The sequence below is a fragment of the Anabaena catenula FACHB-362 genome (assembly GCF_014698735.1).
GTDB lineage: Bacteria > Cyanobacteriota > Cyanobacteriia > Cyanobacteriales > Nostocaceae > Anabaena > Anabaena variabilis_A.
Map to the genome: position 1 here is coordinate 25,773 of NZ_JACJTQ010000030.1, position 26,319 is coordinate 52,091.

The following is a 26,319-nucleotide window of genomic DNA, read 5'->3' on the forward strand; positions in this document are numbered from 1 at the left end:
CCATAATTTAAATTATAGCTAACAGTATAAATATTCAAGTAAAGCGAATATAAACACGATGGCTGAAGAACAAAACACTAAAAATCATGATAATCATAAAAAGCTATTACCTTGGACATCTTGGCATTCAGGTTTAGATATTTTACTGGTATTTAGCATCGTTGCTATAGGACTATATATTATAGTTATGCCATCTTTCTTTGCTAGGGTAGATAATATTTGGAAAGGTAATTCGCAAGAGCAAGTTAGAGTAACTCTAAAAAGTCAAATTATCCACTATCGAAAAAATCGTATTTTTGCAAAAACACTAGCTGACTTACCAGCTTATGTATCAGGTGCAATAAATAATGATTATAAAAAAAGATACGATTTTTTAATGGATGTTAACAATCAGGCTGTATTGGTATATTCTCTGGGTAGGGAAAAAAGTTTAGGTGAAAAAATTGCAGGTAACAGATTTATTCGATACAGCCATATTGGAGGAATATTTATATTAGACAATAAACCTCATGGGGTAATTTGTTTAACAAGGGATTCTGTAACTCAACCTAGAACAATTCAGCCTTTTGTGCAGAATAATCAAGTTGTTTGTCCTTCAGGTGCGCGTGCATTGTTGGAGTTTAAAACGGATACAAATAATAAGTTGATTGAAGATTTGTTGTGAAATAATTTGTCAGAATCAGGATTTACAGGATTTAAGGATTTACAGGATGAAAGAAGATGATAGAATAGGTAATAATTGATTAATCAACCAATTAGCCTTTTTTCAAAATTGATGCAATAGGAGTAATTGTGATATATCAAAAAATGACTAATAGAGAAAAGCAAATTTTATACTATTATCTGAATCAGGATGTCCAGGATTTTAGGATTTACAGGATGGTTTTTATTCAATAAACAAACTTGCATCAACATGAAACAAATTACCTAACATTTCAGCTTGTTCCTGTGTGACTTCCATCTCACCATTAATCACCTGAGAAACTGACTCACTCGAACCCAAAATAGGAACTAAATCACTTATTCCTAAATCCTGCGCTTCTAATAAATGCAAAATTCTGGAACGAGGATTAGAAACATTTAGTTGATAATGTTTATTTTCAAATTCCTCAATTAATCTCACTAATAATTCTAATAATGTACTTTCTTCTGGTGTGAGATGAGGACGATAAAGAAAATATTCGACAATTGGTAAAAAATGATCGTTTTCTTCGTCGGTTTTGATGATTTCTGGTTGATAAGGATATCTTTCAGAATTAGTCATTGTTTTGAGATTTTGCTGCTTGTAAGACTTCTAACATAATATTGGCAGCGTCGAAAGAATCATAAGGCGACCAAACTGGATAAGATTGATCAGGTTCAATTATTTACACACCTCTACCACTGAGTTTACCGTAGTGGGTTAGGACAAGCTGTTTATTATCTAAAATTTATTCTCCTCCCTGCCATAATTTCATTCTGAATCTGCTGATAAAAGCTTTCGCAAAGTGATATGATGAATAAGAATCAATATTTTACCTGTTTTTATATTGTGGTTATGCCAATAACTTTATAAAATAAGTAATGATTAATCAATTTTAGGTTGTCATTAGTGTATCATAAATTACTCTTTGAGTTAAGGGCGGAAAAATGTCTATTAGTTTTTCATTATCAAATTTCAAAGGTTTTAAAGAACTTCAGTCAGTAAACCTTAAACCACTGACCGTTATTTGTGGTACTAATAACTCTGGAAAAAGTTCTTTGATTCAGAGTTTACTTTTGATGAAACAGTCTAATCCAACGAAAACTTTGCCAAATACTTATGGACAATTACCATTAACTTTTAATGATTCATACGTTCAATTAGGCAGTTTTTTAGATGTAGTTTATAACCATTCAAATGATGAAGAAATAGTATTAAAATGGAAAGTAGAAAATGAAAAAATAGAAATTAGACCTCATAAATATTACTCTATTAATTCAGAATTGACTGTAAAAATAAAAAATATAGAAATTGAAAACTCACTTACCCAACTTGAAATATTTAACTTTTTGTTTAAAGATTTAAATAGCGATTTTTCACTAGAATTGATTAGGAAAAATGATGGTAAATATAAAATAAAATTCAGAAATATTTCAATTAAAGATATTATAGCAAAATGGATATATCGCAATTACAAATATAGAGATTATAGAGACAACTGCATTAGTAAAATTCGAGAATTATTTAAATATTTGGATGATAAAAATATTAAATTATTTCAAGAAGGAATTATCGAAGAAGAATGTTTTGATAATGCTCAAGTAACTTTCCAGAGTATATTTCCTACCCAAACATTAATCAACAATTTTCCTCAACAAAGTTCTAGTATTCTCAAAAGAATAAGAGAAAAATTACCATCTATGGGCAGAGGTAAAGTATCAGGTTATTTGGAAAAACTTATTGATACGATTGTTACCCATTTAGAATCAATAATAATAATGATTAATCTTGATAAACAACAGCCACAAAAAGATAAATATATAACCATAGATTTATCAATAAGTAAAGAAGATGAAGATTTATCAAATTTATCAATAAGTAAAGAAGATGAAGATTTATCAAATTTATCAATAAGTAAGGGAGTATCTCTATTAGATTATTACTTTTCTTATAGAGCTACAGTTATTTTATTAAGAAAATTATGGTCAGGATTTAGATATATTGGACCAATACGTGAAGCACCAAAAAGATTCTATCCATTTAATAATTTAAGAATAATAGATATTGGTATAAATGGTGAAAATATGCCATTAGTTCTAGCTGTAGAAAAAGAAACAATTATTCCTAAATACTATAGATGTATTTGCGAACAAAAATCTATTAAAAAATATGAATTAAGAGATAAAGATAAATTAATTGATAGTGTAAACTGGTGGCTATCTGATTTTATGAAACTTCCTCCCATACATTCTATAAATGAGCTAAGTGGAGTTATAAACCAAGTAAAAGTTGATTCTTTAGGAATTAAATTAGATTTAACAGATGTAGGATTTGGTGTTAGTCAAATTTTACCAATCATTGTGGAATGTCTAAGAATGACTGAAGGAGAAACAATAATTTTAGAACAGCCTGAGATTCATCTACATCCATCTTTACAATCAAAGCTTGCTGATTTTTTTATTTGTATGGCTAAATCAGGTAAAAATCTTGTAGTTGAAACCCATAGTGAGCATTTCATATACAGGCTATGTTTAAGAATTGCTCAAGAAGAGTCTAATGATACCAGAAATTTAATTAACATACTTTTTGTAAGTTGTGACGAGGAAAATAAAAGTTCTATTGCTAAACCTATTGAAGTTAATAAATATGGAGAAATAGAAAACTGGCCAGTCGGATTCTTTGATGAAAATGATTCACGAGATTTAATATCAGCCACCTTAAAAAAACGGATGTCTAATTTGTAATAAGGATGAAAAACTATCTTGATCCAGTTTATTTAGTAGTTAATGAAGATACTTGGAAAACCAGAGTATATGCAGAAATTTTTGCATCACTTGTCGAAATTATTGATTATATTGAGGAAGTTGAAAAAGATTCAAATAGTTTATATAAATTGGTTAAATTTAAATTTAGTGAGGAATTATTTAGCAAAATCTATCATTATAATCCTTTCAAAAACGAACCTACAGTGGAAAATTTTTACGTAAAGTTATTCAGTGATGAATTGTCAAGATTAACTAGGAGAATTGATTGGTGTCCTAGTAATTGTGAGATACAAGATAGTGTAATTTCGGCTTTTTTATGTACTAACAGTCATGTTCCTGATGAAGTTTTATCTGCTTGGGAATCACTAATTAATCAATGTGTTTTATGTTCTCAGCAGGATTCATTACTTCGTATTATAAGTCCTTTGCCTTATCAAACTAAAATTACATTGGTATCAGAACAATTAATTAATGTAGATTTAAAACAAATTGCAACGGTATATGAACTATTTGATATCTGCCAACTATTACAAAAAGAAACTATCAATGATAAGGTGATGAGAAAGATAATAAATATTTGTTATCATCAAGCTGTTCTGACTGGTCGTATGAATCCTAATTTACCACAGCAAGACTATATTTTTCATGCAAATTTTTGGAGAACTATTAACAGCGCAAAAATAACTGAAGAAGATACAGAATACAAACTAAAATTTATTGACTCTCTAACTCAAGTTATTTATGCACAAGATATAGATGTTAGATTACATAAACATAAATCTGTAAAAATAACAATTGATCAAAAGAAATATACTAAAACTAGTGCAGATGTATTTCAAATGGGAAGAGGAACTATTGATAGAAGATGTTCACGAATTTTCTTCTGTACAGTAAATAATCAAATATGCTTCTATGAATTTGATCCTGATTTTCATGCAGGTGAATAGTGGGTTAAATAGTGGATTATGAATTTACTAAAGTAACATTTTACTTAGATTAAAAATACAAATTAATATAAATTATATTTCTAGTTACCCCTGATGCAACAGCAAATACTATCGCCCCTATCACAAAAACCCATCCACCCCAAACACCCAACAAGGGGTAAAATTAACATCCAACCCCAACTGCACCCCTTGATATGTATTGCGATTACCTGGTACAAATCCTCACCGCCCGCGTCTATGATGTAGCCCAGGAAACACCACTGGAAAATGCGCCGAACCTCTCCGCCAGACTGAATAACAAACTCCTACTGAAGCGGGAAGATATGCAATCTGTCTTCTCCTTCAAACTGCGGGGCGCATACAACAAAATGGTCAACCTGCCACCAGACTTACTTAAACAAGGTGTGATTGCCGCCTCTGCTGGTAATCATGCCCAAGGTGTAGCCTTAGCTGCCCGTCGCTTGGGAACAACAGCAATTATCGTGATGCCTGTCATCACACCCCAGGTAAAAATAAACGCAGTCAAAGCACGGGGAGGAGAAGTTGTACTACATGGCAATAACTATGATGATGCTTACGCCCACGCTCGGCAATTGGAAGCAGAAAAAGGGTTAACCTTTATACATCCATTTGATGATCCTGATGTCATCGCTGGACAGGGAACCATCGGCATGGAAATCCTGCGACAATATCAACAACCTATCCATGCAATATTTGTGGCTATTGGAGGCGGGGGTTTAATTTCCGGTATTGCAGCTTATGTGAAACGGTTGCGTCCAGAAATCAAAATTATCGGTGTCGAACCAGTAGATGCTGATGCTATGAGTCAATCTCTCAAAGCCGGTCATCGGGTGCGCTTGTCCCAAGTCGGTTTATTTGCTGATGGTGTAGCAGTGCGGGAAGTGGGGGAAGAAACCTTCCGTTTGTGTCAGCAATATGTGGATGAAATCATTTTGGTGGATACAGATGCTACCTGTGCAGCGATCAAAGATGTGTTTGAGGATACCCGTTCTATTTTAGAACCTGCCGGGGCATTAGCGATCGCAGCTGCCAAAGCCTACGTCGAACGAGAACAAATTCAAGGAAAAACCCTCATCGCCGTTGCTTGCGGTGCTAACATGAACTTTGACCGCTTGCGTTTTGTGGCAGAAAGAGCAGAATTTGGAGAACGTCGAGAAGCCATTTTTGCAGTGACTATTCCCGAAGAACCGGGAAGTCTGCATCAGTTTTGTGAATGTATAGGCAATCGCAATCTAACTGAATTTAATTATCGCATTGCTGATAATAAAGAAGCACATATTTTTGTCGGTGTGCAAATTGAAAACCGTGCTGACGCAGCCAAAATAGTTGCCAAATTTGAAACTAACGGCTTAAAAACTATTGATTTAACCGACGACGAATTAACAAAATTACACCTGCGTCATATGGTAGGTGGACATTCTTCCCTCGCCCACAATGAATTATTATACCGTTTTGAATTTCTCGAACGTCCCGGCGCATTAATGAAATTTGTGGGTTCTATGTCCCCCAATTGGAATATCAGCCTCTTTCACTATCGCAACAATGGTGCAGATTACGGGCGTATTGTTGTGGGAATGCAAGTACCACCCCATGAAATGGAAGAATGGCAAGCATTTCTAGATACTCTTGGTTATCACTATTGGGATGAAAGTCAAAATCCTGCATATCAGCTATTTTTAGGTTGAAGCATCATATTCCCACACATCGCCTTACAATTTAAAGTAAAAAGCAAGGTAAATTACTTTCGACAATGAACAAAATGATTAAACTCGATCAGTTCTTAAAGTTAGTAGGTATAGCCTCAACAGGAGGTCAAGCCAAATTGATGATTGTTGATGGTGAAGTTAAAGTCAATGGCACAGTTGAAACTCGACGTGGAAAGAAATTAGAACCAACAGACCAAGTAACAGTCAATGGTAGAATTTTCAAAGTTGGAGATGTGATTTAATGTTTTCTCTGTTACTATTCAACCCCAATAAACTAGCCAAAAAAATCCAAGAAGAGTTCTTAAAAGCTAACAAACAAGTAGCTAAATTAGAACAGGCGGAATGTGGGTTTAATTCTTACGATTAAGGGCGGGAAAACCCGCCCCTACAGTCAACCTTGCCCAAATCAACAGCAAGAACTAACTTTAAAGTTTAACCAGAAGTATCTTACTTCTTAGCTTCAGCAATGGGAACCCATTCAGTGTGAAAACTGCCTGGCTTATCAGTACGAAGATAAGTGTGAGCGCCGAAATAGTCGCGTTGTGCTTGAGTCAAGTTTTGTGGCAAGCGATCGCGGCGGTAGCTATCGAAGTAATCTAGAGAAGCACTGAAAGCTGGAACAGGAATACCCAATTTAGCAGCAGTAATAATGACTTCCCGCCAAGCAGCTTGTCTATCCAGAATTGTTTGCTTAAATTCAGGTGCTAATAGCAAGTTTGGTAAAGCTGGATTTTCGTCAAAAGCCTTCTTAATCTTATTCAAGAAGCCAGCCCGAATAATACAACCACCCTTCCAAATCCGAGCCATTTCACCCAGATTCAAATCCCAATTGTAAGTCTTGGAAGCTGTAGATAACAGCGCCATACCTTGAGCATAAGAACAAATTTTGGAACAATAGAGCGCATCACGCACCATGTTCACAAAAGCCTTGATTTCTCCGGTATACTTAGCAGTAGGCCCAGTGATTTGCTTAGAAGCCGCAATCCGTTCATCTCGAATAGAAGAGATAATCCGAGAATTTACCGCTGCTGTAATTGTAGGGATAGCAACGCCCAATTCCAAAGCAGTTTGTACTGTCCAACGTCCAGTTCCCTTTTGACCCGCAGCATCAACAATTAAGTCAACTAGGGGTTTCTTGGTTTCGGGATCAACGTAGGGGAAAATATTAGCTGTAATCTCAATCAAAAATGAATTGAGTTCATCAGTTGTATTCCACTGGGCAAACACTTCATGTAGCTGAGTAGCACTTAAACCAGCCACATTTTTCAGCAAATCGTAGGCTTCTGCAATTAACTGCATATCGCCGTACTCAATACCGTTGTGAACCATTTTCACATAGTGACCAGATCCACCGGGGCCAATGTAGGTTACACAAGGACCATCATCAACTTGAGCCGCAATCTTGTTGAAAATAGGGGAGAGGTACTCATAGGAACTTTTTGTACCACCAGGCATGAGTGAAGGTCCATTCAGCGCACCTTCTTCACCACCACTCACACCCATACCGATATAGCGTAAACCAGTGGGTTCTAATTCCTGAGTACGTCTTTCGGTATCTTCAAACCAAGAGTTACCACCGTCAATAATGATATCACCTTCTTGTAGCAAGGGTTTAAGCTGTTGAATTACCGCATCAACAGGCTTACCAGCTTGCACCATCACCAAAATTTTGCGGGGACGTTCTAGTGCGGCGACAAATTCTTCTAGGGTAAAGGCTGCAACAACATTCCGTCCTCCTGCGCGTTGCGCCATGAAGGCATCGGTTTTTTCGCGAGAGCGGTTGTAAACTGCAATTGGGAAGCCATTACGCTCAACGTTGAGAGCGATGTTCTCGCCCATAACGGCTAATCCAATCACACCAAAGCTTTGTAGGGTCATAAATTTGTTTGGCTAACTCTTGCAGATCCTTTCTCTTTAAGGGTAATCCGAGATTTTCGCTTCACTCCTAAAGAAGATATTAAGAGTTTTTCTATATTTAAAAAAATCACAACTAACATCAATATTTAGTTTTAATTTGTATCTAAGTCAACAATTCAGTAACAAAATTTGCAAAATTAAAATACTGGCACAAATGAAACAATCAGGAGTATTGAAAAATGCTGGCCTATTTCCTAGCCTTAGTAGTTGGACTTGGCAGCCTAGCCATTTACATAGCAGCTTTCTTCTTCCCGGAAATCCACCGTAAGAATGACTTTATTTGGAGTGGGGTTGGGTTGTTCTATGCCTTGGTCTTATGGATTTTTGCACCCCGAATTACTGGGGGTTTACTGCTGGGTCATGTAGCTAGTGTTGCTCTTTTGAGTTCTTTTGGCTGGCAAACTCTGTCATTACGTCGGCAACTCACACCAGAAAGACAACAAACGCCTATACCTAGTTTGGAGCTAGTGAAGATTAGTATACAAGACCAAGTATCTAATTTTTCTCTACAGGAAAAACTGGGACAATTACCAGCATTTATTGGTGGTGTGTTCAGTGGTGTCAAAGGTAAGGTAGAGCAAACAATGACTAAAAAGCCATCTACACCTACACCAAAACCTGTTGTTGAAGTAATTGATAAAACCGGTTCTATACCAGCACAACCTAGCGAAATAGAAGTACCTTCCCCAGAAGCTACGACGGAGGGACGCGGTGACGCGGTGACGGGGGGACGCGGTGACGCGGTGACGGAGAGTCAGGAAGTGGCAATAGAAGCAGTAACTGTTGCCGTAGCAGAACAACTAATAGAAGATAAAATCGTTAGTATACCAGAAGTAATTCCTCCCAACCCCCCATCACCGGAACTGGTGGAAGCAGCGCAAGGGGAAACAGAAGCAAAACCAGCAATTCCCATTGAGGAAGTCGCACCAGACGCGGTACTTGCTCCCCCAGCCGAAACACCAATAGAACAAACACCACAGGACTGATATCCTGTCCGGCTGAATACTAATCATTAAAGCTGACGCGGTGATACGCTCCGCGTCTTATTCATAAAATTATTAAGATTTATAAATCTCCTCTAGACTCTCTATCCCACTAGAGGGTTTAGGATGAATTTAACAGGACTCTCAGCCGAAAATTGGTAACACGGCAATACCATTTACTGATTTTTGGCGGAAATGCCCTCAACCTTCCTGAGGAAGCGAAAGGAGCAACAGTATGCTTAACAAATTAGTAAATTATGGGTTTGTCGGATTAATTGTCGCTTTATCGACAACCTACAGCGCCGTAGCACAACAGCACCACCAGTCACCATCTTCTCCTGCTGGGGTGACTACTACTATGACGCAGAAGTGGGAAGATCAGCGTTTCGTCGCCATGATGATTCATCATGACCAGAAAAGTATAGAAATGGCGGATTTAGCTGTACAAAAAGCTACAAATCCAGAAATTAAAACATTGGCTGGAACGATAAAAACTGATCAAACCAAAGAAATTGAGCAACTGAAAGCCTTGTACAAAAAGTTGTATGGCACAGAAGTTCCCGCTACTACTATGAATTGTATGGGAATGCAGCATGGCAAAGATCAGGGAATGGCTGGAATGATGAATATGGAATCTTTGCAAAATTCCCCCGACTTTGACAAAGCATTTCTACAGCGGATGACTCACCATCAGCAAATGTCTGTGATGATGGCACAGAAAGCCATGAACAGTGCTACTCACAAACAACTCCGCGATCTAGCTCAAGATATCATCAAAACGCAAACCGCTCAAATTCAGCAATTAGAGCAGTTGTCTAAAGCGTCATCTTAATTAGTTTTTCATCAGATTCAATAAACCTATGACACTCAAACTCACAGTTCCCGGAATGGCTTGTTCGACTTGTGCAACCAATATCACTAATGCCCTAAAGGCTGTAGATGCTAACGCTAACATAGATGCTGACCCAAAAACTAAGCTGGTCAGCGTAGATACTCAAGCTTCAGAAACAGCAATTAAGGAAGCTTTGGTGGCTGCTGGGTATCCTCCTGCTTAATACGGTGCTGAGTCAATTCTCTAAAAAAACCGCAGATACACGCAGACGAACACAGATAAATTGTCTGCATTTATCTGCGGCTGAAAAATTTAACTTACCAATATGGATAATCTCACTCTCAAACTTCGAGGTATGAGTTGCGCTGGTTGCGCTAATAATGTGGAACAGGCAATTTTGTCGGTTCCTGGGGTGATTGATTGTAATGTTAATTTTGGTGCAGAGCAAGCTAGTATAAATTATGATTCCAAACTGACAAATTTAGAGAAAATCCAAGCTGCTATTGAGGCTGCGGGTTATTCGTCTTTTTCGCTGTCAGAAGCACAAGGCGAAGATGATACAGAAACAGCGAGTAGGTTAGCAGAACAACAGGAACTGATTCTCAAGTTGAAGACGGGAGGTGTAATTAGCATTTTCCTGTTTTTCGGTTCTTTACCGATGATGACGGGGTTAAATTTGCCTTTTATTCCCAGCTTTTTACATCATCCTTGGTTGCAGTTGGTGTTGACGACACCTGTTGAATTTTGGTGTGGTTGGTCTTTTTTCCGCAATGGTTGGAAGTCTCTCAAACACCATACTGCAACGATGGATACTTTGATTGCTTTGGGGACGGGGACGGCTTATTTATATTCTCTGGTGGTGACGCTATTTCCTGGTTTGTTGATTAGCCAAGGTTTAGAACCTCATGTTTATTATGAAGTTGCAGCAATGGTTGTCACTTTAATTTTGTTAGGTCGATTTTTGGAAAGTCGCGCTAGGGGAAAAACTTCGGAAGCGATTCGCAAACTCATGGGACTACAAGCGAAAACTGCTAGAGTGATTCGCAATGATGTAGAAATGGATATCTCCATTGCTGAGGTCAGAATTAATGATGTGATTTTGGTACGTCCTGGAGAAAAGATTCCCGTAGATGGTGAAGTGATTGAAGGTGCTTCAACGGTAGATGAGGCAATGGTTACAGGTGAAAGTTTACCAAGAAAGAAGTTACCAGGAGATGAGGTGATTGGGGCGACTATTAATAAAACTGGTAGTTTTAAGTTTAGGGCAACAAGGGTAGGAAAAGATACTTTTTTGGCACAAATTGTCAAATGGGTGCAAGAAGCGCAGGGTTCAAAAGCACCTATTCAACGTTTAGCAGATCAGGTAACGGGTTGGTTTGTGCCGGCTGTGATTGCGATCGCAATTACAACTTTTGTGATTTGGTTTAATATCATGGGTAATCTCACCCTCGCGACGATGACAACTGTGGGTGTTCTGATTATCGCCTGTCCCTGTGCTTTGGGTTTAGCTACTCCTACTTCTGTGATGGTGGGAACAGGTATTGGTGCGGAAAATGGTATTTTAATTAAAGGTGCTGAAAGTTTGGAGTTAGCCCACAAAATCCAAATTATCGTCTTAGATAAAACCGGGACTTTAACTCAAGGTAAACCCACAGTTACTGATTTTGTCACTGTTCATGGCACAGCAAATAGTAATGAACTGGTATTGTTGCAGTTAGCCGCAACTGTAGAAAGAAATTCAGAGCATCCTTTGGCAGAAGCGGTGGTACAATATGCCAAATCCCAAGAAGTGAGTTTAGCAACGGTTAATAATTTTCTGGCTATTGCTGGTAGTGGTGTACAAGGGGTTGTCAATGACCATCTGGTGCAAATCGGTACACAACGCTGGTTAACAGAAATAGGAATTAATCCAGATTCTCTACAGCAGTATCAATTGGGTTGGGAATCGGCAGGGAAAACAGTGATTTTCATAGCTGTTGATGGTGCATTACAAGGAATAATGGCTATTAGTGATGCCCTCAAACCTTCATCAGCACAGGCAGTCAAAGCATTGCAAAATTTAGGTTTAGAAGTGGTAATGTTAACTGGAGACAATCAGCAAACTGCGGATGCGATCGCACTTCAAGTTGGTATCAACCAGGTTTTTGCCCAAGTCCGTCCAGACCAAAAAGCCGCTATTATTCAATCTTTGCAATCTAATGTAGAGACGTTGCATGCAACGTCTCTACCAAATAATCTCAATAAAACAAATAGAAAATCTCAAATTGTCGCTATGGTGGGGGATGGTATCAATGATGCCCCAGCTTTAGCACAAGCAGATGTAGGGATTGCCATTGGTACAGGAACAGATATTGCGATCGCTGCTAGTGATATTACCCTGATTTCTGGAGACTTGCAAGGCATTGTTACCGCCATACAACTCAGCCGCGCTACTATCAACAATATTCAGCAAAATCTCTTCTTTGCTTTTATTTATAACATTATTGGCATTCCTATTGCTGCGGGTATTCTCTACCCTATTTTTGGTTGGTTACTGAATCCCATTATTGCTGGTGCTGCAATGGCCTTTTCTTCCGTTTCTGTAGTCACTAATGCCTTAAGATTGCGTAACTTTCAACCAGGAGTTAAGTAAATGTTAAATCAAAAAACTATTTGGGGAAGTCTTATTGGTTTATTACTGCTAACATCAAGTGCAGTAGCAGAAATGCCAGCTAACCACTCCATGAAAACTAGCGAATTTCACAGAATTGAGCAACCATTCAGTTTGAAAGTTGCTGTTACAGTCGGTGGTTTAGCCTTAATTGGCATCGAGTTATGGTGGTTTATTTACAGTAAATCAAAAGTATCACCGACTCAGTTGACTAATAACGAATAGAAGTCGCCAAATTAAACTCTATTTTTGAATAATAGGACAAATACTTTTTTGTGGTTGTTTGTCCCTATTTTGCCAGCCTGAAAGTAACCCTTGAATCTCCCCACGTAAAGTTAACAACTGTTCAATTTGATCGTCTATTTTCAATAGTTTTTCTTGCAACTTGTCTTGAATTTCACCACAAGGTGGTTCTCCTTGATCATACACCTGAAGAATATCTCGAATTTCTTCCAGACTTAAACCCAGATGTTGCGCTCTTTTAATGAAATCTAAACGAGTCAAGACATCTAAGGAAAACTGACGAAAACCTCCTTCAGTGCGTGCTGATGCTTGAATTAAATCTAAACTTTCATAATAGCGAATTGTCCTGATGGAAATTCCACTTAGTTCTGTTACCTGACCAATTAAAAGCAGTTGTTTATCTTGAGTTAACATAACTGATTTCCCCCAATATTGTAATTATTAAGTAGGTTAATTTAATTAAACATCAAACATCTGTAGAGTGGATTATACCATTAGGGAAAATAATTGTGACAGATGGATAGCACCAACGTATTACCCGTCTATGTTTCACAACCTAAAATCCAAAATCCAAAATGGTATTAGCTTAGAAAGTACACCACCATTCAATACTTGTCGGTTAAGAGTTTTTGTAGGTTGGGTTAAGCGACAGCGCAACCCAACAAAAGTCCGTAAATGTTGGGTAACAAGAACGTCAAACGCCATTCGCCACAAGCCGGGAAACCCGTCCAAGGCGATGGCTCCCCAACCTACCTGATTTAATGTTTTTAGCTTAACCGAACAGTATTGCACCACCATTGTCCTAAGTTTACCGTGTTTTAAGGACTTTCCTCCTCACACACCCGACATCTTAGGTTTTAGCTTAGTACTGAAAATAACTGTTTTTATTAGCTTGCCATGATAGTTCTAGATTAACCGCTTCACGGCAAGTGAAACCATAAAAATGAACGTCAACGCTGAGAATGTTAGCTACCCCCGGAAACTTAAAACTTTCAATAACCCAGAACGTTTTATTGAGGGGTGGTATTGGGTAATACCCTCTCGAAAATTAAGGGTTTATGAAGTAAAACCTGTCACAGTTTTAGGGAGAGAATTAGTAATTTATCGTGGTCAAGATCAACGAGCAGTTATTTTTGATGCTTACTGTCCACATATGGGCGCTCATCTTGCTGAAGGGAAGGTTGAGGGTAATGAATTGCGATGTTTTTTTCATCATTGGAAATACGATGCAGAAGGATTCTGTGTTGATGTTCCCTGTTTAGATGAGCCGATTAATGTCAAAGCCAAAACTTGGCCTACCGCCGAAAAATATGGCATGATTTGGATTTGGACTGGAGAAACACCACAACAACCTTTACCGTTTATTCCAGAGTTAGAAATTGAGGAGTGTGATAGTAATTTTGGAGCGCGTTTTATCACAAATTGTCACCCGAATGTGGTGATGATTAATGCTATTGATACTCAACATTTTAATACAGTCCACAAGCTGGTATCAGAATTGATTTTTGAAAAACAGGAACTGAATGAGAATGCCATTACTTTCAGTAACATTGCACAGGATGGCGAAGATTATTTTTTGATTAAACTGATTCGTCCCTTCTATAAAAATCCTGTTACTTACAGTCTTTGTTATTGGTATGGTACGACTGGAATGGTGACATTTGGCCCAGACTTTTTGCATTTCTATATTATGTTTACTTTACGTCTTATAGAAGGTGGAAAAGCAGAAGGTCAGGCGATTTTTCTTACTAAGAAACGCACAAGTATTTTTGGTAAAATGTATAATCGATTTGTGCTGTGGCTAACTGAAATTTTAACTCACTACTTCATTAAGAATGACAGCAAAATTTTCCAAACAATTCAGTTTAATTTAAAAACACCTATTCAGGCTGACCAGTCGATAATACAATTTATCAACCACTTGGAAAGACAAAAAAGCCTCAAGTGGGAAAGTTGGGCAATGGGGAATTTAGAGCGAGCGCGTGATGGTGAGGTGCGAGATGTAGAAAAACGCGAAAACCGCGAAAAATGGCGTGATGAGCTAGTGAATGATTAAAAATTCCACATTCTGCCCATAAAAATGAAGTGGACAAGCCACTTCATCAATTCCCAGGTAGAACCTTAGCAATAAGTATAACCACTGTCAGAATTTAAAATCGTATAAATTAACACAGATTTTCATGCTGACTCAATTTTATTGAATCTCCCCGTCTCCGTGTCACCGCGTCACCGTGTCCCCCTTACTCCATGGACTCATTGACAGGAAACCGATCAATCAACTGCATCGCTCGTTGAGCATTGCGTCGCAAAGAGTCTGGAATATGGGGAACATGGGGAATTTGGGATAATAAATCCAATGTCCGGCGTAAAATTCTGACTACATCACCTTCATCCAAGGTGGTATTGGCACATAATTCTACCCACTCCACACCTAATGCCCACTGTTCTACCATCGCTATTAATTCAAATTCCAACCAGATAGGCAGGGCTACATTATAACGGCGTTGCAGTTGGAAAATTTGCCGACGAATCCCCCGTAATTTCGCCAAAGCATCGGCTACCTCTTCACTCAGATCAAAGCGTACCTTACTATCGGGACGTGGTGTTTCTGTCACCAAAGCCGCAGCCGCAGCCGCTAAATGATGAGGATCTAAATGATTTAATTCACCACTAGCGATGACTAAACCCAACCACAATTCATTTTCGCCCCGAATAGCGGCGGCCATTTGTCCTAATTGTGTGGGGACTAAGTTATCTAAACCGCCAAAGTGCTGCAAGATTTGAATTAAATTGAGAAACTCTTCCCAATGTCGTTGGGACTGTTGTTCTACTTGCCCTTGAACTTCTTCCAGTTCTGCTTCTAATTCTACACAACGCGCCCTGCGTTTAAATATTGTGGCTATGTTCCCTGATTGATGTAAGGGATGGTTTTCTAATTGCGATTGCACGGCGTTAACACGACTGAGTTGTTCTACCACTTCTTGTGGCATATACATAAATTCGCCAGGATCGGGTATGCTTTGTGCGATCGCTGCTGTTTCTTGATGACCACGGACACACTGCCCCCGTTTTAATGCCAGTTCTGAGGGTGGGATGATGTCAGGGGACACTTCAACTCTTGGCAATTCGGCATATAAATCAACGACATCTGCACTTGTGACTACATACCAGCGGTTATCCTGCCCTAAACATACGAAGTAAGAAGCTTGACCAGCATTTGGCGCTTTGTGAACTAATACCGCTGTCATCGGTAAAGTTGCTGTGATGTTTTTGTCTTTAAGACTCAACAATGTCCCAGACACGGCAAAATCCAGCATCATCACCAATTGTTCTTGTCTATCTTCCCGCGCTTGCTCTTGTAAGGTTTTTAATATATGGCGTTCTACTTTCAGGCGTTGGCGCAATTTTTCATATAACGCCAATTCATTTTCATCAATTGCAGCCAATTCATCTTGTATTTGCCTTAATTCGGCTTGTATTGCCGCAATTTCGTCGTACTCTGGTCTTAAATGCAAAGTCGCCATGTACTGACCAAAGCTGCGTTCGATCAGTTCTCTGGTTTGCTCTAAGGAGTGGGTTTGCAGTAAGTTGAGTACCATGCCATAGCTGGGCGTAAACTGGCTAACTAAAGGATCTGCTTCGGATGTGGCCAAATACGCTGCTTCTTTAGCTCCTTCAAAGGGAGTTTGGACTGTGACTACATAACCTTGGAGATCCATCCCCCGACGACCTGCCCGACCTGACATTTGCAGAAACTCGGAAGCTTTCAATAAACGATGTCCGTTGTCAGTTCGCTTAGAAAGGGTGGAAATAACTGTGGTGCGGGCGGGCATATTTATTCCCGCTGCCAAGGTTTCTGTGGCAAATACAACCTTAATCAGCCCCTGTTGAAATAGTTCTTCTACTAACACTTTCCATGCTGGCAATATTCCGGCATGGTGAGCGGCAATGCCTCGGTAGAGCGGTTTAATTTGTCCTGTCCGTCCAGCGTCGGGATTGCGGCTTAAAAAGTCATCAATCTGTCGCCGTAATATTTGGGATTCGTCGTTATTTACCAGCCATAAATCACCAACTTCGTCCACAGCTTTATCACATCCTCTGCGGCTGAAGATAAAGTAAATGGCTGGCAACATATCTCGTTGCTGGAGTTGACTGAGGGTATAAATGATGCCGGGGGCTTCTGGTCTGCCAGCTTTACCCCGCTCTCCTTGTCCTTTTTTACCACGCTTAATTAGGCGGGGGTTAATTTTGGTGTTGCTGTCATTGAGTAGGGGAAACAGCCCTTTGGGATTGCAATAGTGAAATTCTAAGGGAACTGGGCGAAAATCGGAGTATATCAGGTCTGTGGGCCCATGAACGCGATTTAGCCAGTCGGTGAGTTGGTCACTATTGGCAACTGTGGCGGAAAGGGCGACAAGTTGCACTTCACGGGGACAGTAAATAATGGATTCTTCCCAAACTGTACCTCGTTGGCGATCGTTCATGTAGTGGCATTCATCTAGTACCACTGCTTCAACGTCTACTAAGGAGATGCCAATTTGCCCTATGGGTGTTCCATAGAGCATATTGCGGAAGATTTCGGTGGTCATGACTAAAATGGGCGCATCTCTGTTAACAGAAGCGTCTCCAGTTAGTAGTCCAACCTGATCAAAGCCGAATTTTTCTCGAAAGTCTCGTAATTTTTGATTCGACAATGCCTTAAGAGGGGTGGTGTAAAATACACGTTTTCCCCGCGACAAGGCGCGATAAATGGCGTATTCCCCAATTAATGTTTTACCTGAACCGGTGGGCGCACAGACAACTACGGAGCGTCCAGCATTGAGGGAGGCGATCGCTTCTTGTTGGAATTGATCTAATTCAAAGGGAAATATTGACTCTAAGTCAATTTCTGAAGATGGGACAGGATAGTTCACTCAATCATCTTTTGCAACCAGACTGTCTACTATCATAACGTGATTCGTGATTTGCTACGTTGAGAGCTAAAGCACAAATTGTGGGGGTTAGTGGTTGCATGGTAGATTTCTGTCTCAGTAGTTGTATTCATATCGTCACTGCAACTTTACTAACTTTGGTGGATGGTTCGGGCGGGAGTATCTAAGAATTTATATAGCAAGTTTATGTATAATTAGTTAGTTATACCGTCTAATTTACTGATTGTACTACAGTCGAAAACTTGTCTGTTGGTTTTGATTCTTAAATTAATATCTGTAGCCTGATGCCGGTTCATTCTTACAAGTTAGGGTGTGAAGATCATGATTTTTCAAGTCTTTCCTTGGATGTATGCACTATTATTCGTCATCCTAATACTTGCATATCCTTTTTACCTTGTTGATAATCCTGGATTATTTGTACTGTGTCTGGTTGGTAATACCAGCCTTTTTCTTGCTGTAGCATGGTTTACCAATAGCCGAGAACTTAGTTTTTGGCGAGGCTTGAGACTCCTCTGTGCTTCATTCTCAAGTGGCTGTGCCAACATTACTATCTTTTACATTATTCCTGTTCTGCTTTTCTATTACGTAAGAATGATTGTAGCAACTTGCGTAGGTTTCAGACGGGGAAAAGTTTACACAGAAAATTGGTGGATGAAGACAATCTCAGAACGCTATCAAAGCCAGAACAGTTGGAATATTTTGGAGGAACGATCTGCAACTCATCCAGGAACTAGTATCGAGGCTGATGCTCTGGGTAATTTAAAGCTCAATCTTAATTTAGGATTTTATGAAGCCATTTTTGGATGTGAAAAGGAAATTCAATTCAATCATCTAGAGGCTAAACCTGATGGCAACGTGATGCCGGTGACTAGAACGCTACAGATCTCTGTCCCTGCTGGAGTTAAACCAGGAACACGGTTACTATTATCTGGAGAAGGAGATGTTAATGAAAATGGTGAAAAGCCTGGAGATTTATATGTCTATCTGGCCATGCCTTTAGAGGAAGAAAGCTTAAAACGTGATGGTATCAACATCGTTTCCGAGATTAGGATTACAGCAGCACAAGCACAAATAGGTACAGAGCTTAGTGTTAATACAATTGATGGGGAAACAAAGATGATGATTCCAGCAGGAATTAGAAATGGTAGTTATTTGACCTTGGCAGGGCATGGTGTACCAAAACTTGGTTCTCCTTCTGAAAGAGGTGATCATATGATTCGCGTTGTGTACTAGTGCGATAGCTTCACTGGCCATAGGCATCGCAAATCTTGTAGGATACGTTTACACCCTGAATAAATTGATTTCTTCTTTTGCGTCTTTGCTCCTTTGCATCTACTCTGCGAGATCGCCTAAGAGCGATTGCGCGCAACTTTCCTCAATTTGAATTTTAAATTGATTTATCACCCTTTCCCCAATTCCTGAGAACGTTCTTTAGCGGCTTTGACGGCTTCAATTAAAGCGGAACGAAATCCAGCCTTTTCTAATTCGCTCACACCAGCAATTGTGGTTCCACCAGGACTGGTAACTCTGTCTTTGAGTTCTGCAGGGTGTAATTTAGTTTCTTCTAAGAGTTTCGCTGTTCCTAGTACAGTGTGCAACGCTAGTTGTTTAGCAACTATTCTCGGTAAACCTGCGGCTACACCCCCATCAGCTAAGGCTTCTATCATCAGCGCTACATAAGCAGGGCCGCTACCAGATAAGCCTGTTACCGCATCCATTAGCGTTTCTGGAACTTCGACAACTTCTCCTACTGCGGAAAAAATTTGCTGTGCTGTTTGCTGGTGGATAGGGTGAGTATAAGCACCTAAACAAATCGCCGTTATTCCGGCTCCCACTGTAGCGGGGGTATTGGGCATAGCGCGAATCACTGGCAGTTGGGGAAAGGCGGCTTCTAGCTGCTTTAAAGTTACACCTGCCAAGATGGAAATAATCAGGGGTGAATGTTTTGTAGGGAGGATATCTGCTAATTCTTGAGCGATCGCACTAAATACCTGGGGCTTAACTGCCAACATGACAGCTTCCTGAGCCTCAGCTAAAACCAGGCAATTATCCGTCGTCACTCTTACATCATATTGCTGCTGTAAAAAACTTTGCCGAGAAGCTTGCGGTTCACTAACGATAACTTCTGAACCGTGATAAATTCCTCTAGCTATCAAGCGGGATAACAGTGCTTCACCCATTACCCCGCCACCAATTAAACCAAATTTAATAGTCATTTGTGAATAGATATTAGTCATTAGTCCACCTAATGACTAATTTAACTTTATTATTGTGCTGCTCGGTTAACTTCGCTTCCCCAAGCTGGAGTTGTACTTGCGGGACGACTGGGGCGTGCTGCTGGTTGGGGTACTTCATGTAAAAAGCCACCTTGAGTGCTAACTTGCACACAACTGGGGGTAAACAAAAAGATACTTTCACCAATCCGCTCTTGATGTCCATCTAGAGCATATGTACCACCAGCCACAAAATCTACTGCCCGTTGAGCCTGATCCGGGTCCATAATCGTCAAGTTTAATACTACGGATTTGCGCTCGCGTAATGCTTGAATTGCCTGAGGCATTTCTTCAAAAGTTCGTGGCTCAAGTACTAAAACTTCGGAAATTCCATTAATTGCACCTGGCATACCAATCACATTACTCATAGGCTTTGACCCTGCTGCGGCTACTTCTTCTCCCATTGTAGGCATGGGTTCGCGCCAACGTCGATTGGGTGTAGTGGTTTCTTGTGGAGCAGGTTGAGGATTTTCTTGCTGATACATATTTTGGTAGCTATCAGTTTCCGGCTCCTCTTCGTAGTACTCGTATTCTACTTGCTCATTCAGCCCTACAAAATCTCTAAGTTTGGAAAATATATTGTTCATTTTGTACGCTCCCGGTGGAAATTACCTTAATTGCTTTGGCTGTTAATTATTGACAACCAATTGTGATTGCTATAGTAGCCGCTGCCTGGGGCAGTTTTATTGCCCTTAGTAGCCTCTAGTACAGGTTTTCATAAGAAAAAGATGGTTCTAGAAAGGACTATACCTTAACTGGACACAACAATGAGTCAAAATTATATCCTAAGTTTTGGTCAAGGTAAAATCCTATCTACTTCATTTTGTCTTAGTAATTACATTTGTCAATATTATATCTTTAAGACACGCATCATACTGTAACGTACTGAATTGGTTTTCAGCAAGTTCGGTCTTTATTTTGATACTTAACCCCAAGCCAGAAGCAAAAAGATCAGGTTCTCTCCCCAAATAATATAGTTCCCAATCTAACCATCGTTGCACCTGCTGGCACTGCCAATTGATAATCCCCTGACATACCCATTGATAGATGCTGCATGGTAATATTTGGCCAGTTTTGTGATTCAATGGCTTTTGCTAGTTTATTAGTCCTATTAAATACATCTATAATCTCAGCATCAGCCAAACCACGGGGGAGAATTGTCATCAAACCTTGAATTTGTAAATTTTTGCATTGGTTAAGTGCCGCCAAATCAGCTAAAAGTTCCGGAACCATCCAACCAGATTTACTAGGATCTGGGAGAATTTTGACTTGTAAGCAAACCTGGGGACTCACACCTAGCTGTTGCGCCAGACTATCGAGACGTTGGGCAATCTGCAAATTATCGACTGAGTGAATCCAGTCAAATAGTTCCAAAGCTTTTTTAGCTTTATTACTTTGTAAATTTCCAATAAAGTGCCAGGTAATATCCGACAAATCTTGCAACTCGGATTGTTTGCTGGCAGCTTCTTGGATGCGATTTTCGCCAAAATCACGAATTCCGGCGGCATAAGCCTCCCTCATTAGTGCGGTTGGCACTTGCTTACTAATAGCAATCAACCGCACTGAATCAGGAAGTGAGGCACGAATGGCAGCAATACGTTCACTAATCGAACTACTCATTGGAAGGTGCGTTGGAAAACACTCTGAAGCTGATCGTACTCCTGGGATTTGCCATTGCGACGTAAAGTACGTAAGCGATTTTCCAGCATCATTCTGGCTTCAGTACGTCCAATTGACTGAAATTTAATCCCTTTAACGTCATTTGTTACCAAGAAAAATAAACGTTGGGCATAAAGTGTAGTGAACAGATCCTGGTTATCATCAACCATACAGATCCTATATAGCAAACCCCACGTAGGATGATTTATGTAAGTTTCTGAGTAGTCTGGATTCATTTAATAGTCAAGGTTGGAGTACATATATTCTGTTTTCGCAGTCAAAGACAAACATTCCGACGATAATAGATATTCTTTTGCCAGAATCTTTGCTGACAATGCGAAACTGACGACATTTTGCCAGGTAATGGCTTTCATGAAGACCTTGATCTAGTTTCTCATTTGCAGGTAAAGTATGAGTACCTATAGGAAAATTGGCAACAGAAGTTAAACCTTCTAGTCTGGATGACGCGCAATTCACAAATCATGGGGTACTACTAGACAGGGAGATTTACCAGCTGATTTGTTCACAGATTCCCAGGAGGAAAGCGCCTTTGAAGTTCCGAAGAGTGAAGAAAACCAGCTTTCGGACTTCTCGTTGCACAAGCTTCTTTCCATCCTGCCATAATTCTCGCTTTATGGCGCAAATAATAGTCAAAGTAATTGATAATAGTGCCTACGGTCCCGCTAGGGATACGTAATTCGTAATTCGTAATAGTGCCGAACGTTGGCGTAGCCTACGTAGTTGCAATCATTTGGGGCTTGTACCCTCTTAATTACGTTGCTTTAGCTTGCGCTCGGTAGAAGAATTGCTCAAACCTAGTTACCCACAAAAAACAGTTGCTACAACGGGACTAAACTTGTTGCAGCAACTGTTGTTTTAAAATTACTAAGTCTGGAAATTAATTTAACTTTGGGAATTACCTAGATTTGCTTTCAGAGAAGCAAAATTTTTACCACCTAGTTCAATTTGATCGGCCACACATCCATATTTTAACCTATCAACTAGATACTCTACATCATGAGCAATAAAATTTGTGCCATGATCTGGTTCTATTAAACTCACTAAATTGATATTTTTTATTTTTTGATTAGCTAAATTAGAGAAGCCTAAAAAATTCAATACTCCTGATTCATATGTGCCACAGGGTACTGACGGATTAGTTACACCAACGCAATATTCATGTTCTTGAAACCAATCAAATGCTGGATAGCCGTGAAAGTGAACAATTGGCGCACCATTTTCAATTAATTCCGGTGTATACAGAGCAGCAGAAAGACTAATTGCCAGCATGACATAGATATCATACGAAGGTTTGACATCTATTTTTTGCTGCTGCATTTCTATTGGTAATTGCAGATATAATTTATCTTGCAACCCAATCCGGATAATATCTTGTTCAAGATTTAAATCGGTTTTATTCGAGCCTGAACGAGAACTAACTAGCCAAATATCAGGAATTTGCTTAAATACATATTCTCCATCAATAATGATTTTAATATAACGTCTACTTGCTTCATTTTGCCGAACTTCATTACTACTAAATCCAGGAACTGGCAATAAATTCTCCCACTCATAATTAGTTATTTCTGGTTTTCCTACATAGTGAGGAGGTTCTGCATAAGCTACAAAACCATAAGAGACTCCTGTTCTACCATTGACGATGATGTTGACAATATCTCTGTGAGACTTTCTTTTCAGAACTTCAGCCAGCTTAAAACCAGCCGGAAATAAACCAGTTGAGGCTAATTCTCGTCCTAAATTTACTAAATTGGTAGCATATTTAGATATATGAGGATTATAGTTTCCTATTTCAAATCGACTCATTAATAGTGGGGCTATGGGAACGAAAACTTTAGGAATTAGGGATTTGGAGACAAAATTATCTAGTTCAGATTTAGAAAAAATAGAATCTGATAGATTCATGTTTAGAATAGAAATCTGATTAGTAGATACACCAATCACAATTTGTGAAAATGTTCTAATTAGTGTGTTTATGCCAATGCTAATTTTTTCTTTATATGGTGTGATTGGATTGACAAATTTATGATCTATTTCACTGAGGATAATCACTTGTGTATTTGTCGGATCTTCAACATACTTAGCTGCATGATCTTCAGCCCAACTACTCAATTTAGCAATTTGCACAACCGACATTTGGCGATTTTTTGCCAGCCAGCGAGAAGAAAATCTATATAGATTCTCCGCTATGAATATGCCTATTTTTCTGAGCCAAGAATTCGGTCTTTCGATATCTATAACTGCATTAATTTCTGCTTTCACTCCTCTCAGCTTGAAGGAGATTTTTTTGTTAAATATGGGAATTTTAATATCATAAAAGAAATCTGCTGTAGCTTCCTGCCAAGGCAGAACTTTCACGCCAAAGTTTTTGAGTTTAACTGCTAATTCTTGACGGAATTTAATAATTATTAGATTTTGATAACCATTAGGTAAAGGTCTAAATGTAACACTGAGGTTTTCAGCCATCAATTTAGGGTTAATAATTGGTGGTTGATATGCTAGAGGTGATTCTCCTGCAAAGCCACCAATTAATCTGCCAATAGTTTCTAAGCTAATTCCCTGACTTAGAGGCTCAGATTCACATTTCGGTGTGATATTCATTTCTTGTATTAGTGCCAGAATATCAGCTTTATAGGTGGCTATTTCAGCCTGTACTTCTGGTGTAATCACACCCTTAGGAGAGCGAATATTTAGTTTAGTATTTTCTACCCAAAATTGAACACCTTGTTGAGTCAGTTTCGCTAGAATTTCGGATGCGTTCATTACTAAATCTCCCAGTTTTTAAGGAAGTACAAAGAAGAGAAAAAAAGAAGACACTTCACTGGAACGGTTTTCCCCCAATCCTGCGAAGTGTCCGTCTTGTAGGAGGAAAAAACTTAAAATTCTTTATTGCTTTAGATGCATAGTAGTTGATCGTCTTGTAGCTAATTACGCACTACTATGAGAGTTTATATCTGCAAAATTTCGGTTTGGGAATTTTCCAATTCTTCGGCTAACCGTTGAGCAAGTTCTTCAATAGTAGGGTAGTACCAAAGATGGATAAGAGACAACTTAAATCCCATCATTTTCTCGGCTTTACTAGCAAGAGTCATTGCTTGTGCTGAATCTAAACCGTAACTATCCAAAGGTTCTCGAATATCTATTTCATCTGGATTGACTCCCAATAAAGAAGAAATTTGAGAAACTAGCCAAGCTTGAATCTCTAAAGTAGAGTAAGCTGGTTCTTTGTGGGAATTAGAAAGAGAATTACTCATTTATGTACCTCTCAGTTGTAAAGAATTAAACGTGACATCAGAGATGAAATTAATAACATTTGTGACAAGTGCTTCCATTGTTTTTTGGCTAATTGAAGGCTGAGAAAATACAAAATTTAATAGCATTTTTCCCTGAAACGTGGCAACATGAATAACAAAAATACCTGCATACAAACTATGGGAACCTGCAAAACTAATTTCTTCTAGTTCTAACTCCCCATAAGTTGCGGGAATATTTACTTTGCCAATATTAGATACTGAAACTGTAGCAGCTATTTGTTTGGGAAAAATCAAACTAAAGTCTATAAGTTGTTTAGCAATTAATATCATGTTAAAGATATCTTGACGCTTGATTCCAGCTTCTAGATTTTGCTTAACTTCCCGTGCTAAATCCCAGAAAGATGTATTGGGTTTTATGCTGTGAAATCCCATCATTGATGTGGCTAAAACAGCCAGATTTTCTTCATTAACTGTAGGTTGCAGTCGTTTTCGTAAATCAAGATATGATAAACTGTTTACTCGCACATTTTTTTGATTTTTATTGATGATTTTTCTGGCTACTGTAAACATGAGAATGGCAGACAAAGCACTATGTACTGTGGTATTTTCCTGCCGACAGCGCTGAACAAATTTTTGAGTTAATTCTGTGTCTATCTGCCTGTGAATAATAGCGGAACGACGCTGAGAGATGGAGACATATTTTTCAAATCCTAATGTTTGTGGTTGATTCCATATTTTATAAAATCCCAATTTTAACAAACATAAAAGTCCGCTAATCTTACCTGTAAACCCCTGTTTAGATTTAGGTATTAGGGTTTCAATAGGTGGCAAAGTTTCTAATCTTCTAACTGGTTCAATGGGTTCACAAGATGTCAGTCTTTGATAATAATTCAATATTTCTGAATGCAGTTTAATGCTAGATAAACCATCGGAAATTGCATGGTGTAGGGTAGTAATTAAGTAACTAATTTTTTGCTCATTGAGAATATGCACAAGCACTACTCGCAACAGACATTTACTACTATCAATTTCCTGGTTCATCTCTTCATTAACAACTTCTTGCCACTGCTCCTCATTGATGTGATTAACAATCCGTAAATCAATTTTTTCTGTACCTGCGGTTTTAAAATAGCAACATTTTCGGAAATGAATAATTCGTGAGTTGAGACGAGGATGACGATACTGAAGAATATCTAGAGATTGCCTGAGAACTGCTTCTTGGAAATTACCTTTGATGCGACTAATAGTGACTAAATTCCATGTTTTCGCACGTCTATTGAGTATTTCCATCGCTTGTTCTACATTGCCCAATTTTCTGTCGCTGGACATATTTATAAACCTTCTGGACGATATTGACTCAATACTGTTCGGTTAAGAGTTTTTGTAGGTTGGGTTAAGCGACAGCGCAACCCAACAAAAGTCCGTAAATGTTGGGTAA

At 38.9% G+C, this 26,319-nt stretch carries 26 protein-coding genes; 13 read left to right on the top strand and 13 right to left on the bottom strand.

Features of this window, described 5'->3' with window-relative positions; genetic code table 11:
- Positions 1-58: 58 nt before the first annotated feature.
- Positions 59-664 carry a hypothetical protein gene (locus H6G68_RS18115; protein ID WP_190907895.1) on the top strand — a complete coding sequence of 202 codons (606 nt, stop codon included), beginning with the start codon at positions 59-61 and terminating at the stop codon, positions 662-664.
- 222 nt (positions 665-886) lie between these two features.
- Here H6G68_RS18115 and H6G68_RS18120 read toward each other — a convergent pair whose 3' ends face one another.
- The gene (locus H6G68_RS18120; RefSeq protein ID WP_190907896.1) at positions 887-1,264 is read right to left on the bottom strand and encodes a helix-turn-helix domain-containing protein; all 378 of its coding nucleotides are present in this window, start codon (positions 1,262-1,264) and stop codon (positions 887-889) included.
- A 365-nt stretch (positions 1,265-1,629) separates the two neighbouring features.
- Between H6G68_RS18120 and H6G68_RS18125 the strand changes: the two genes are divergently transcribed.
- From H6G68_RS18125 to H6G68_RS27670, 5 genes are all read left to right on the top strand, one after another.
- Entirely contained in the window at positions 1,630-3,426 is a 1,797-nt protein-coding gene (locus H6G68_RS18125) for an AAA family ATPase (protein ID WP_190907897.1), read from the top strand.
- Positions 3,427-3,431: 5 nt separating this feature from the next.
- On the top strand, positions 3,432-4,394 hold the full coding sequence (locus tag H6G68_RS18130; RefSeq protein ID WP_190907898.1) for a hypothetical protein: 963 nt from the start codon (positions 3,432-3,434) through the stop codon (positions 4,392-4,394).
- 194 nt (positions 4,395-4,588) lie between these two features.
- On the top strand, positions 4,589-6,100 hold the full coding sequence (gene ilvA / locus H6G68_RS18135) for a threonine ammonia-lyase, biosynthetic (RefSeq protein ID WP_190907899.1): 1,512 nt from the start codon (positions 4,589-4,591) through the stop codon (positions 6,098-6,100).
- A 74-nt stretch (positions 6,101-6,174) separates the two neighbouring features.
- Complete coding sequence (locus H6G68_RS18140; RefSeq protein ID WP_190907900.1) at positions 6,175-6,363, top strand: RNA-binding S4 domain-containing protein; 189 nt, start codon at positions 6,175-6,177, stop codon at positions 6,361-6,363.
- Positions 6,363-6,488 (top strand): hypothetical protein, encoded by a 126-nt coding sequence (locus H6G68_RS27670; RefSeq protein WP_277925541.1) that lies wholly within the window; start codon positions 6,363-6,365, stop codon positions 6,486-6,488. The genes H6G68_RS18140 and H6G68_RS27670 overlap by 1 nt, the downstream gene beginning before the upstream one ends.
- Positions 6,489-6,568: 80 nt before the next feature.
- Here H6G68_RS27670 and gndA read toward each other — a convergent pair whose 3' ends face one another.
- Positions 6,569-7,999, bottom strand: a complete 1,431-nt coding sequence (gndA, locus tag H6G68_RS18145) for an NADP-dependent phosphogluconate dehydrogenase (RefSeq protein WP_190907901.1) — start codon at positions 7,997-7,999, stop codon at positions 6,569-6,571.
- A 218-nt stretch (positions 8,000-8,217) separates the two neighbouring features.
- On the opposite strand from gndA, the gene H6G68_RS18150 reads away from it, so the two are divergent.
- From H6G68_RS18150 to H6G68_RS18170, 5 genes are all read left to right on the top strand, one after another.
- A complete protein-coding gene (locus H6G68_RS18150) occupies positions 8,218-9,024 on the top strand; it encodes a Ycf66 family protein (RefSeq protein WP_190907902.1) in 807 nt (268 codons plus the stop codon).
- Positions 9,025-9,256: 232 nt separating this feature from the next.
- Positions 9,257-9,853, top strand: coding sequence for a DUF305 domain-containing protein (locus H6G68_RS18155; protein ID WP_190907903.1), 597 nt, complete (start codon positions 9,257-9,259; stop codon positions 9,851-9,853).
- A gap of 28 nt (positions 9,854-9,881) precedes the next feature.
- On the top strand, positions 9,882-10,076 hold the full coding sequence (locus tag H6G68_RS18160; RefSeq protein WP_016952490.1) for a heavy-metal-associated domain-containing protein: 195 nt from the start codon (positions 9,882-9,884) through the stop codon (positions 10,074-10,076).
- Positions 10,077-10,178: 102 nt separating this feature from the next.
- Positions 10,179-12,485, top strand: a complete 2,307-nt coding sequence (locus H6G68_RS18165; RefSeq protein WP_190907904.1) for a heavy metal translocating P-type ATPase — start codon at positions 10,179-10,181, stop codon at positions 12,483-12,485.
- Positions 12,486-12,728, top strand: a complete 243-nt coding sequence (locus H6G68_RS18170; protein WP_190907905.1) for a hypothetical protein — start codon at positions 12,486-12,488, stop codon at positions 12,726-12,728.
- Between the two features lie 18 nt (positions 12,729-12,746).
- Here the strand turns inward: H6G68_RS18170 and H6G68_RS18175 are convergent, their stop codons facing one another.
- Both H6G68_RS18175 and H6G68_RS18180 read right to left on the bottom strand, forming a co-directional pair.
- Positions 12,747-13,160: a heavy metal-responsive transcriptional regulator gene (locus H6G68_RS18175; protein WP_190907906.1), complete on the bottom strand. Its 414-nt coding sequence runs from the start codon at positions 13,158-13,160 to the stop codon at positions 12,747-12,749.
- A gap of 135 nt (positions 13,161-13,295) precedes the next feature.
- On the bottom strand, positions 13,296-13,544 hold the full coding sequence (locus H6G68_RS18180) for a hypothetical protein (RefSeq protein WP_190907907.1): 249 nt from the start codon (positions 13,542-13,544) through the stop codon (positions 13,296-13,298).
- A gap of 145 nt (positions 13,545-13,689) precedes the next feature.
- Between H6G68_RS18180 and H6G68_RS18185 the strand changes: the two genes are divergently transcribed.
- Entirely contained in the window at positions 13,690-14,802 is a 1,113-nt protein-coding gene (locus H6G68_RS18185) for an aromatic ring-hydroxylating dioxygenase subunit alpha (RefSeq protein WP_190907908.1), read from the top strand.
- 184 nt (positions 14,803-14,986) lie between these two features.
- Here the strand turns inward: H6G68_RS18185 and H6G68_RS18190 are convergent, their stop codons facing one another.
- On the bottom strand, positions 14,987-17,659 hold the full coding sequence (locus H6G68_RS18190; protein ID WP_190907909.1) for a DEAD/DEAH box helicase: 2,673 nt from the start codon (positions 17,657-17,659) through the stop codon (positions 14,987-14,989).
- 339 nt (positions 17,660-17,998) lie between these two features.
- Here H6G68_RS18190 and H6G68_RS18195 point away from each other — a divergent pair, with 339 nt between their 5' ends.
- Positions 17,999-18,910, top strand: a complete 912-nt coding sequence (locus H6G68_RS18195) for a DnaJ C-terminal domain-containing protein (RefSeq protein ID WP_190907910.1) — start codon at positions 17,999-18,001, stop codon at positions 18,908-18,910.
- A gap of 167 nt (positions 18,911-19,077) precedes the next feature.
- Here H6G68_RS18195 and proC read toward each other — a convergent pair whose 3' ends face one another.
- The 8 genes from proC to H6G68_RS18235 all read right to left on the bottom strand — a co-directional run bounded on the left by proC (position 19,078) and on the right by H6G68_RS18235 (position 26,210).
- The gene (proC, locus tag H6G68_RS18200) at positions 19,078-19,893 is read right to left on the bottom strand and encodes a pyrroline-5-carboxylate reductase (protein WP_190907928.1); all 816 of its coding nucleotides are present in this window, start codon (positions 19,891-19,893) and stop codon (positions 19,078-19,080) included.
- 50 nt (positions 19,894-19,943) lie between these two features.
- Entirely contained in the window at positions 19,944-20,537 is a 594-nt protein-coding gene (locus H6G68_RS18205; RefSeq protein ID WP_190716621.1) for a cell division protein SepF, read from the bottom strand.
- 364 nt (positions 20,538-20,901) lie between these two features.
- Positions 20,902-21,570, bottom strand: coding sequence for a YggS family pyridoxal phosphate-dependent enzyme (locus H6G68_RS18210; protein ID WP_190907911.1), 669 nt, complete (start codon positions 21,568-21,570; stop codon positions 20,902-20,904).
- The gene (gene pipX / locus H6G68_RS18215; RefSeq protein WP_127053282.1) at positions 21,567-21,845 is read right to left on the bottom strand and encodes a transcriptional coactivator PipX; all 279 of its coding nucleotides are present in this window, start codon (positions 21,843-21,845) and stop codon (positions 21,567-21,569) included. The genes H6G68_RS18210 and pipX overlap by 4 nt, the downstream gene beginning before the upstream one ends.
- A gap of 7 nt (positions 21,846-21,852) precedes the next feature.
- A complete protein-coding gene (locus H6G68_RS18220) occupies positions 21,853-22,086 on the bottom strand; it encodes a hypothetical protein (protein ID WP_190907912.1) in 234 nt (77 codons plus the stop codon).
- 426 nt (positions 22,087-22,512) lie between these two features.
- A complete protein-coding gene (locus H6G68_RS18225; RefSeq protein WP_190907913.1) occupies positions 22,513-24,390 on the bottom strand; it encodes a TubC N-terminal docking domain-related protein in 1,878 nt (625 codons plus the stop codon).
- A gap of 185 nt (positions 24,391-24,575) precedes the next feature.
- Complete coding sequence (locus H6G68_RS18230) at positions 24,576-24,881, bottom strand: phosphopantetheine-binding protein (protein WP_190907914.1); 306 nt, start codon at positions 24,879-24,881, stop codon at positions 24,576-24,578.
- Complete coding sequence (locus H6G68_RS18235; protein ID WP_190907915.1) at positions 24,882-26,210, bottom strand: phthiocerol/phthiodiolone dimycocerosyl transferase family protein; 1,329 nt, start codon at positions 26,208-26,210, stop codon at positions 24,882-24,884. It lies immediately after the preceding gene.
- Positions 26,211-26,319: the final 109 nt, after the last annotated feature.

Excerpts from the sequence above, each read along its gene's own strand:
- H6G68_RS18115 (WP_190907895.1), top strand. The coding sequence starts at position 59 with ATGGCTGAAGAACAAAACACTAAAAATCATGATAATCATAAAAAGCTA.
- H6G68_RS18120 (WP_190907896.1), bottom strand. The coding sequence starts at position 1,264 with ATGACTAATTCTGAAAGATATCCTTATCAACCAGAAATCATCAAAACC.
- H6G68_RS18125 (WP_190907897.1), top strand. The coding sequence starts at position 1,630 with ATGTCTATTAGTTTTTCATTATCAAATTTCAAAGGTTTTAAAGAACTT.
- H6G68_RS18130 (WP_190907898.1), top strand. The coding sequence starts at position 3,432 with ATGAAAAACTATCTTGATCCAGTTTATTTAGTAGTTAATGAAGATACT.
- ilvA (WP_190907899.1), top strand. The coding sequence starts at position 4,589 with ATGTATTGCGATTACCTGGTACAAATCCTCACCGCCCGCGTCTATGAT.
- H6G68_RS18140 (WP_190907900.1), top strand. The coding sequence starts at position 6,175 with ATGATTAAACTCGATCAGTTCTTAAAGTTAGTAGGTATAGCCTCAACA.
- H6G68_RS27670 (WP_277925541.1), top strand. The coding sequence starts at position 6,363 with ATGTTTTCTCTGTTACTATTCAACCCCAATAAACTAGCCAAAAAAATC.
- gndA (WP_190907901.1), bottom strand. The coding sequence starts at position 7,999 with ATGACCCTACAAAGCTTTGGTGTGATTGGATTAGCCGTTATGGGCGAG.
- H6G68_RS18150 (WP_190907902.1), top strand. The coding sequence starts at position 8,218 with ATGCTGGCCTATTTCCTAGCCTTAGTAGTTGGACTTGGCAGCCTAGCC.
- H6G68_RS18155 (WP_190907903.1), top strand. The coding sequence starts at position 9,257 with ATGCTTAACAAATTAGTAAATTATGGGTTTGTCGGATTAATTGTCGCT.
- H6G68_RS18160 (WP_016952490.1), top strand. The coding sequence starts at position 9,882 with ATGACACTCAAACTCACAGTTCCCGGAATGGCTTGTTCGACTTGTGCA.
- H6G68_RS18165 (WP_190907904.1), top strand. The coding sequence starts at position 10,179 with ATGGATAATCTCACTCTCAAACTTCGAGGTATGAGTTGCGCTGGTTGC.
- H6G68_RS18170 (WP_190907905.1), top strand. The coding sequence starts at position 12,486 with ATGTTAAATCAAAAAACTATTTGGGGAAGTCTTATTGGTTTATTACTG.
- H6G68_RS18175 (WP_190907906.1), bottom strand. The coding sequence starts at position 13,160 with ATGTTAACTCAAGATAAACAACTGCTTTTAATTGGTCAGGTAACAGAA.
- H6G68_RS18180 (WP_190907907.1), bottom strand. The coding sequence starts at position 13,544 with ATGGTGGTGCAATACTGTTCGGTTAAGCTAAAAACATTAAATCAGGTA.
- H6G68_RS18185 (WP_190907908.1), top strand. The coding sequence starts at position 13,690 with ATGAACGTCAACGCTGAGAATGTTAGCTACCCCCGGAAACTTAAAACT.
- H6G68_RS18195 (WP_190907910.1), top strand. The coding sequence starts at position 17,999 with ATGATTTTTCAAGTCTTTCCTTGGATGTATGCACTATTATTCGTCATC.
- proC (WP_190907928.1), bottom strand. The coding sequence starts at position 19,893 with ATGACTATTAAATTTGGTTTAATTGGTGGCGGGGTAATGGGTGAAGCA.
- H6G68_RS18205 (WP_190716621.1), bottom strand. The coding sequence starts at position 20,537 with ATGAACAATATATTTTCCAAACTTAGAGATTTTGTAGGGCTGAATGAG.
- H6G68_RS18210 (WP_190907911.1), bottom strand. The coding sequence starts at position 21,570 with ATGAGTAGTTCGATTAGTGAACGTATTGCTGCCATTCGTGCCTCACTT.
- pipX (WP_127053282.1), bottom strand. The coding sequence starts at position 21,845 with ATGAATCCAGACTACTCAGAAACTTACATAAATCATCCTACGTGGGGT.
- H6G68_RS18225 (WP_190907913.1), bottom strand. The coding sequence starts at position 24,390 with ATGAACGCATCCGAAATTCTAGCGAAACTGACTCAACAAGGTGTTCAA.
- H6G68_RS18230 (WP_190907914.1), bottom strand. The coding sequence starts at position 24,881 with ATGAGTAATTCTCTTTCTAATTCCCACAAAGAACCAGCTTACTCTACT.
- H6G68_RS18235 (WP_190907915.1), bottom strand. The coding sequence starts at position 26,210 with ATGTCCAGCGACAGAAAATTGGGCAATGTAGAACAAGCGATGGAAATA.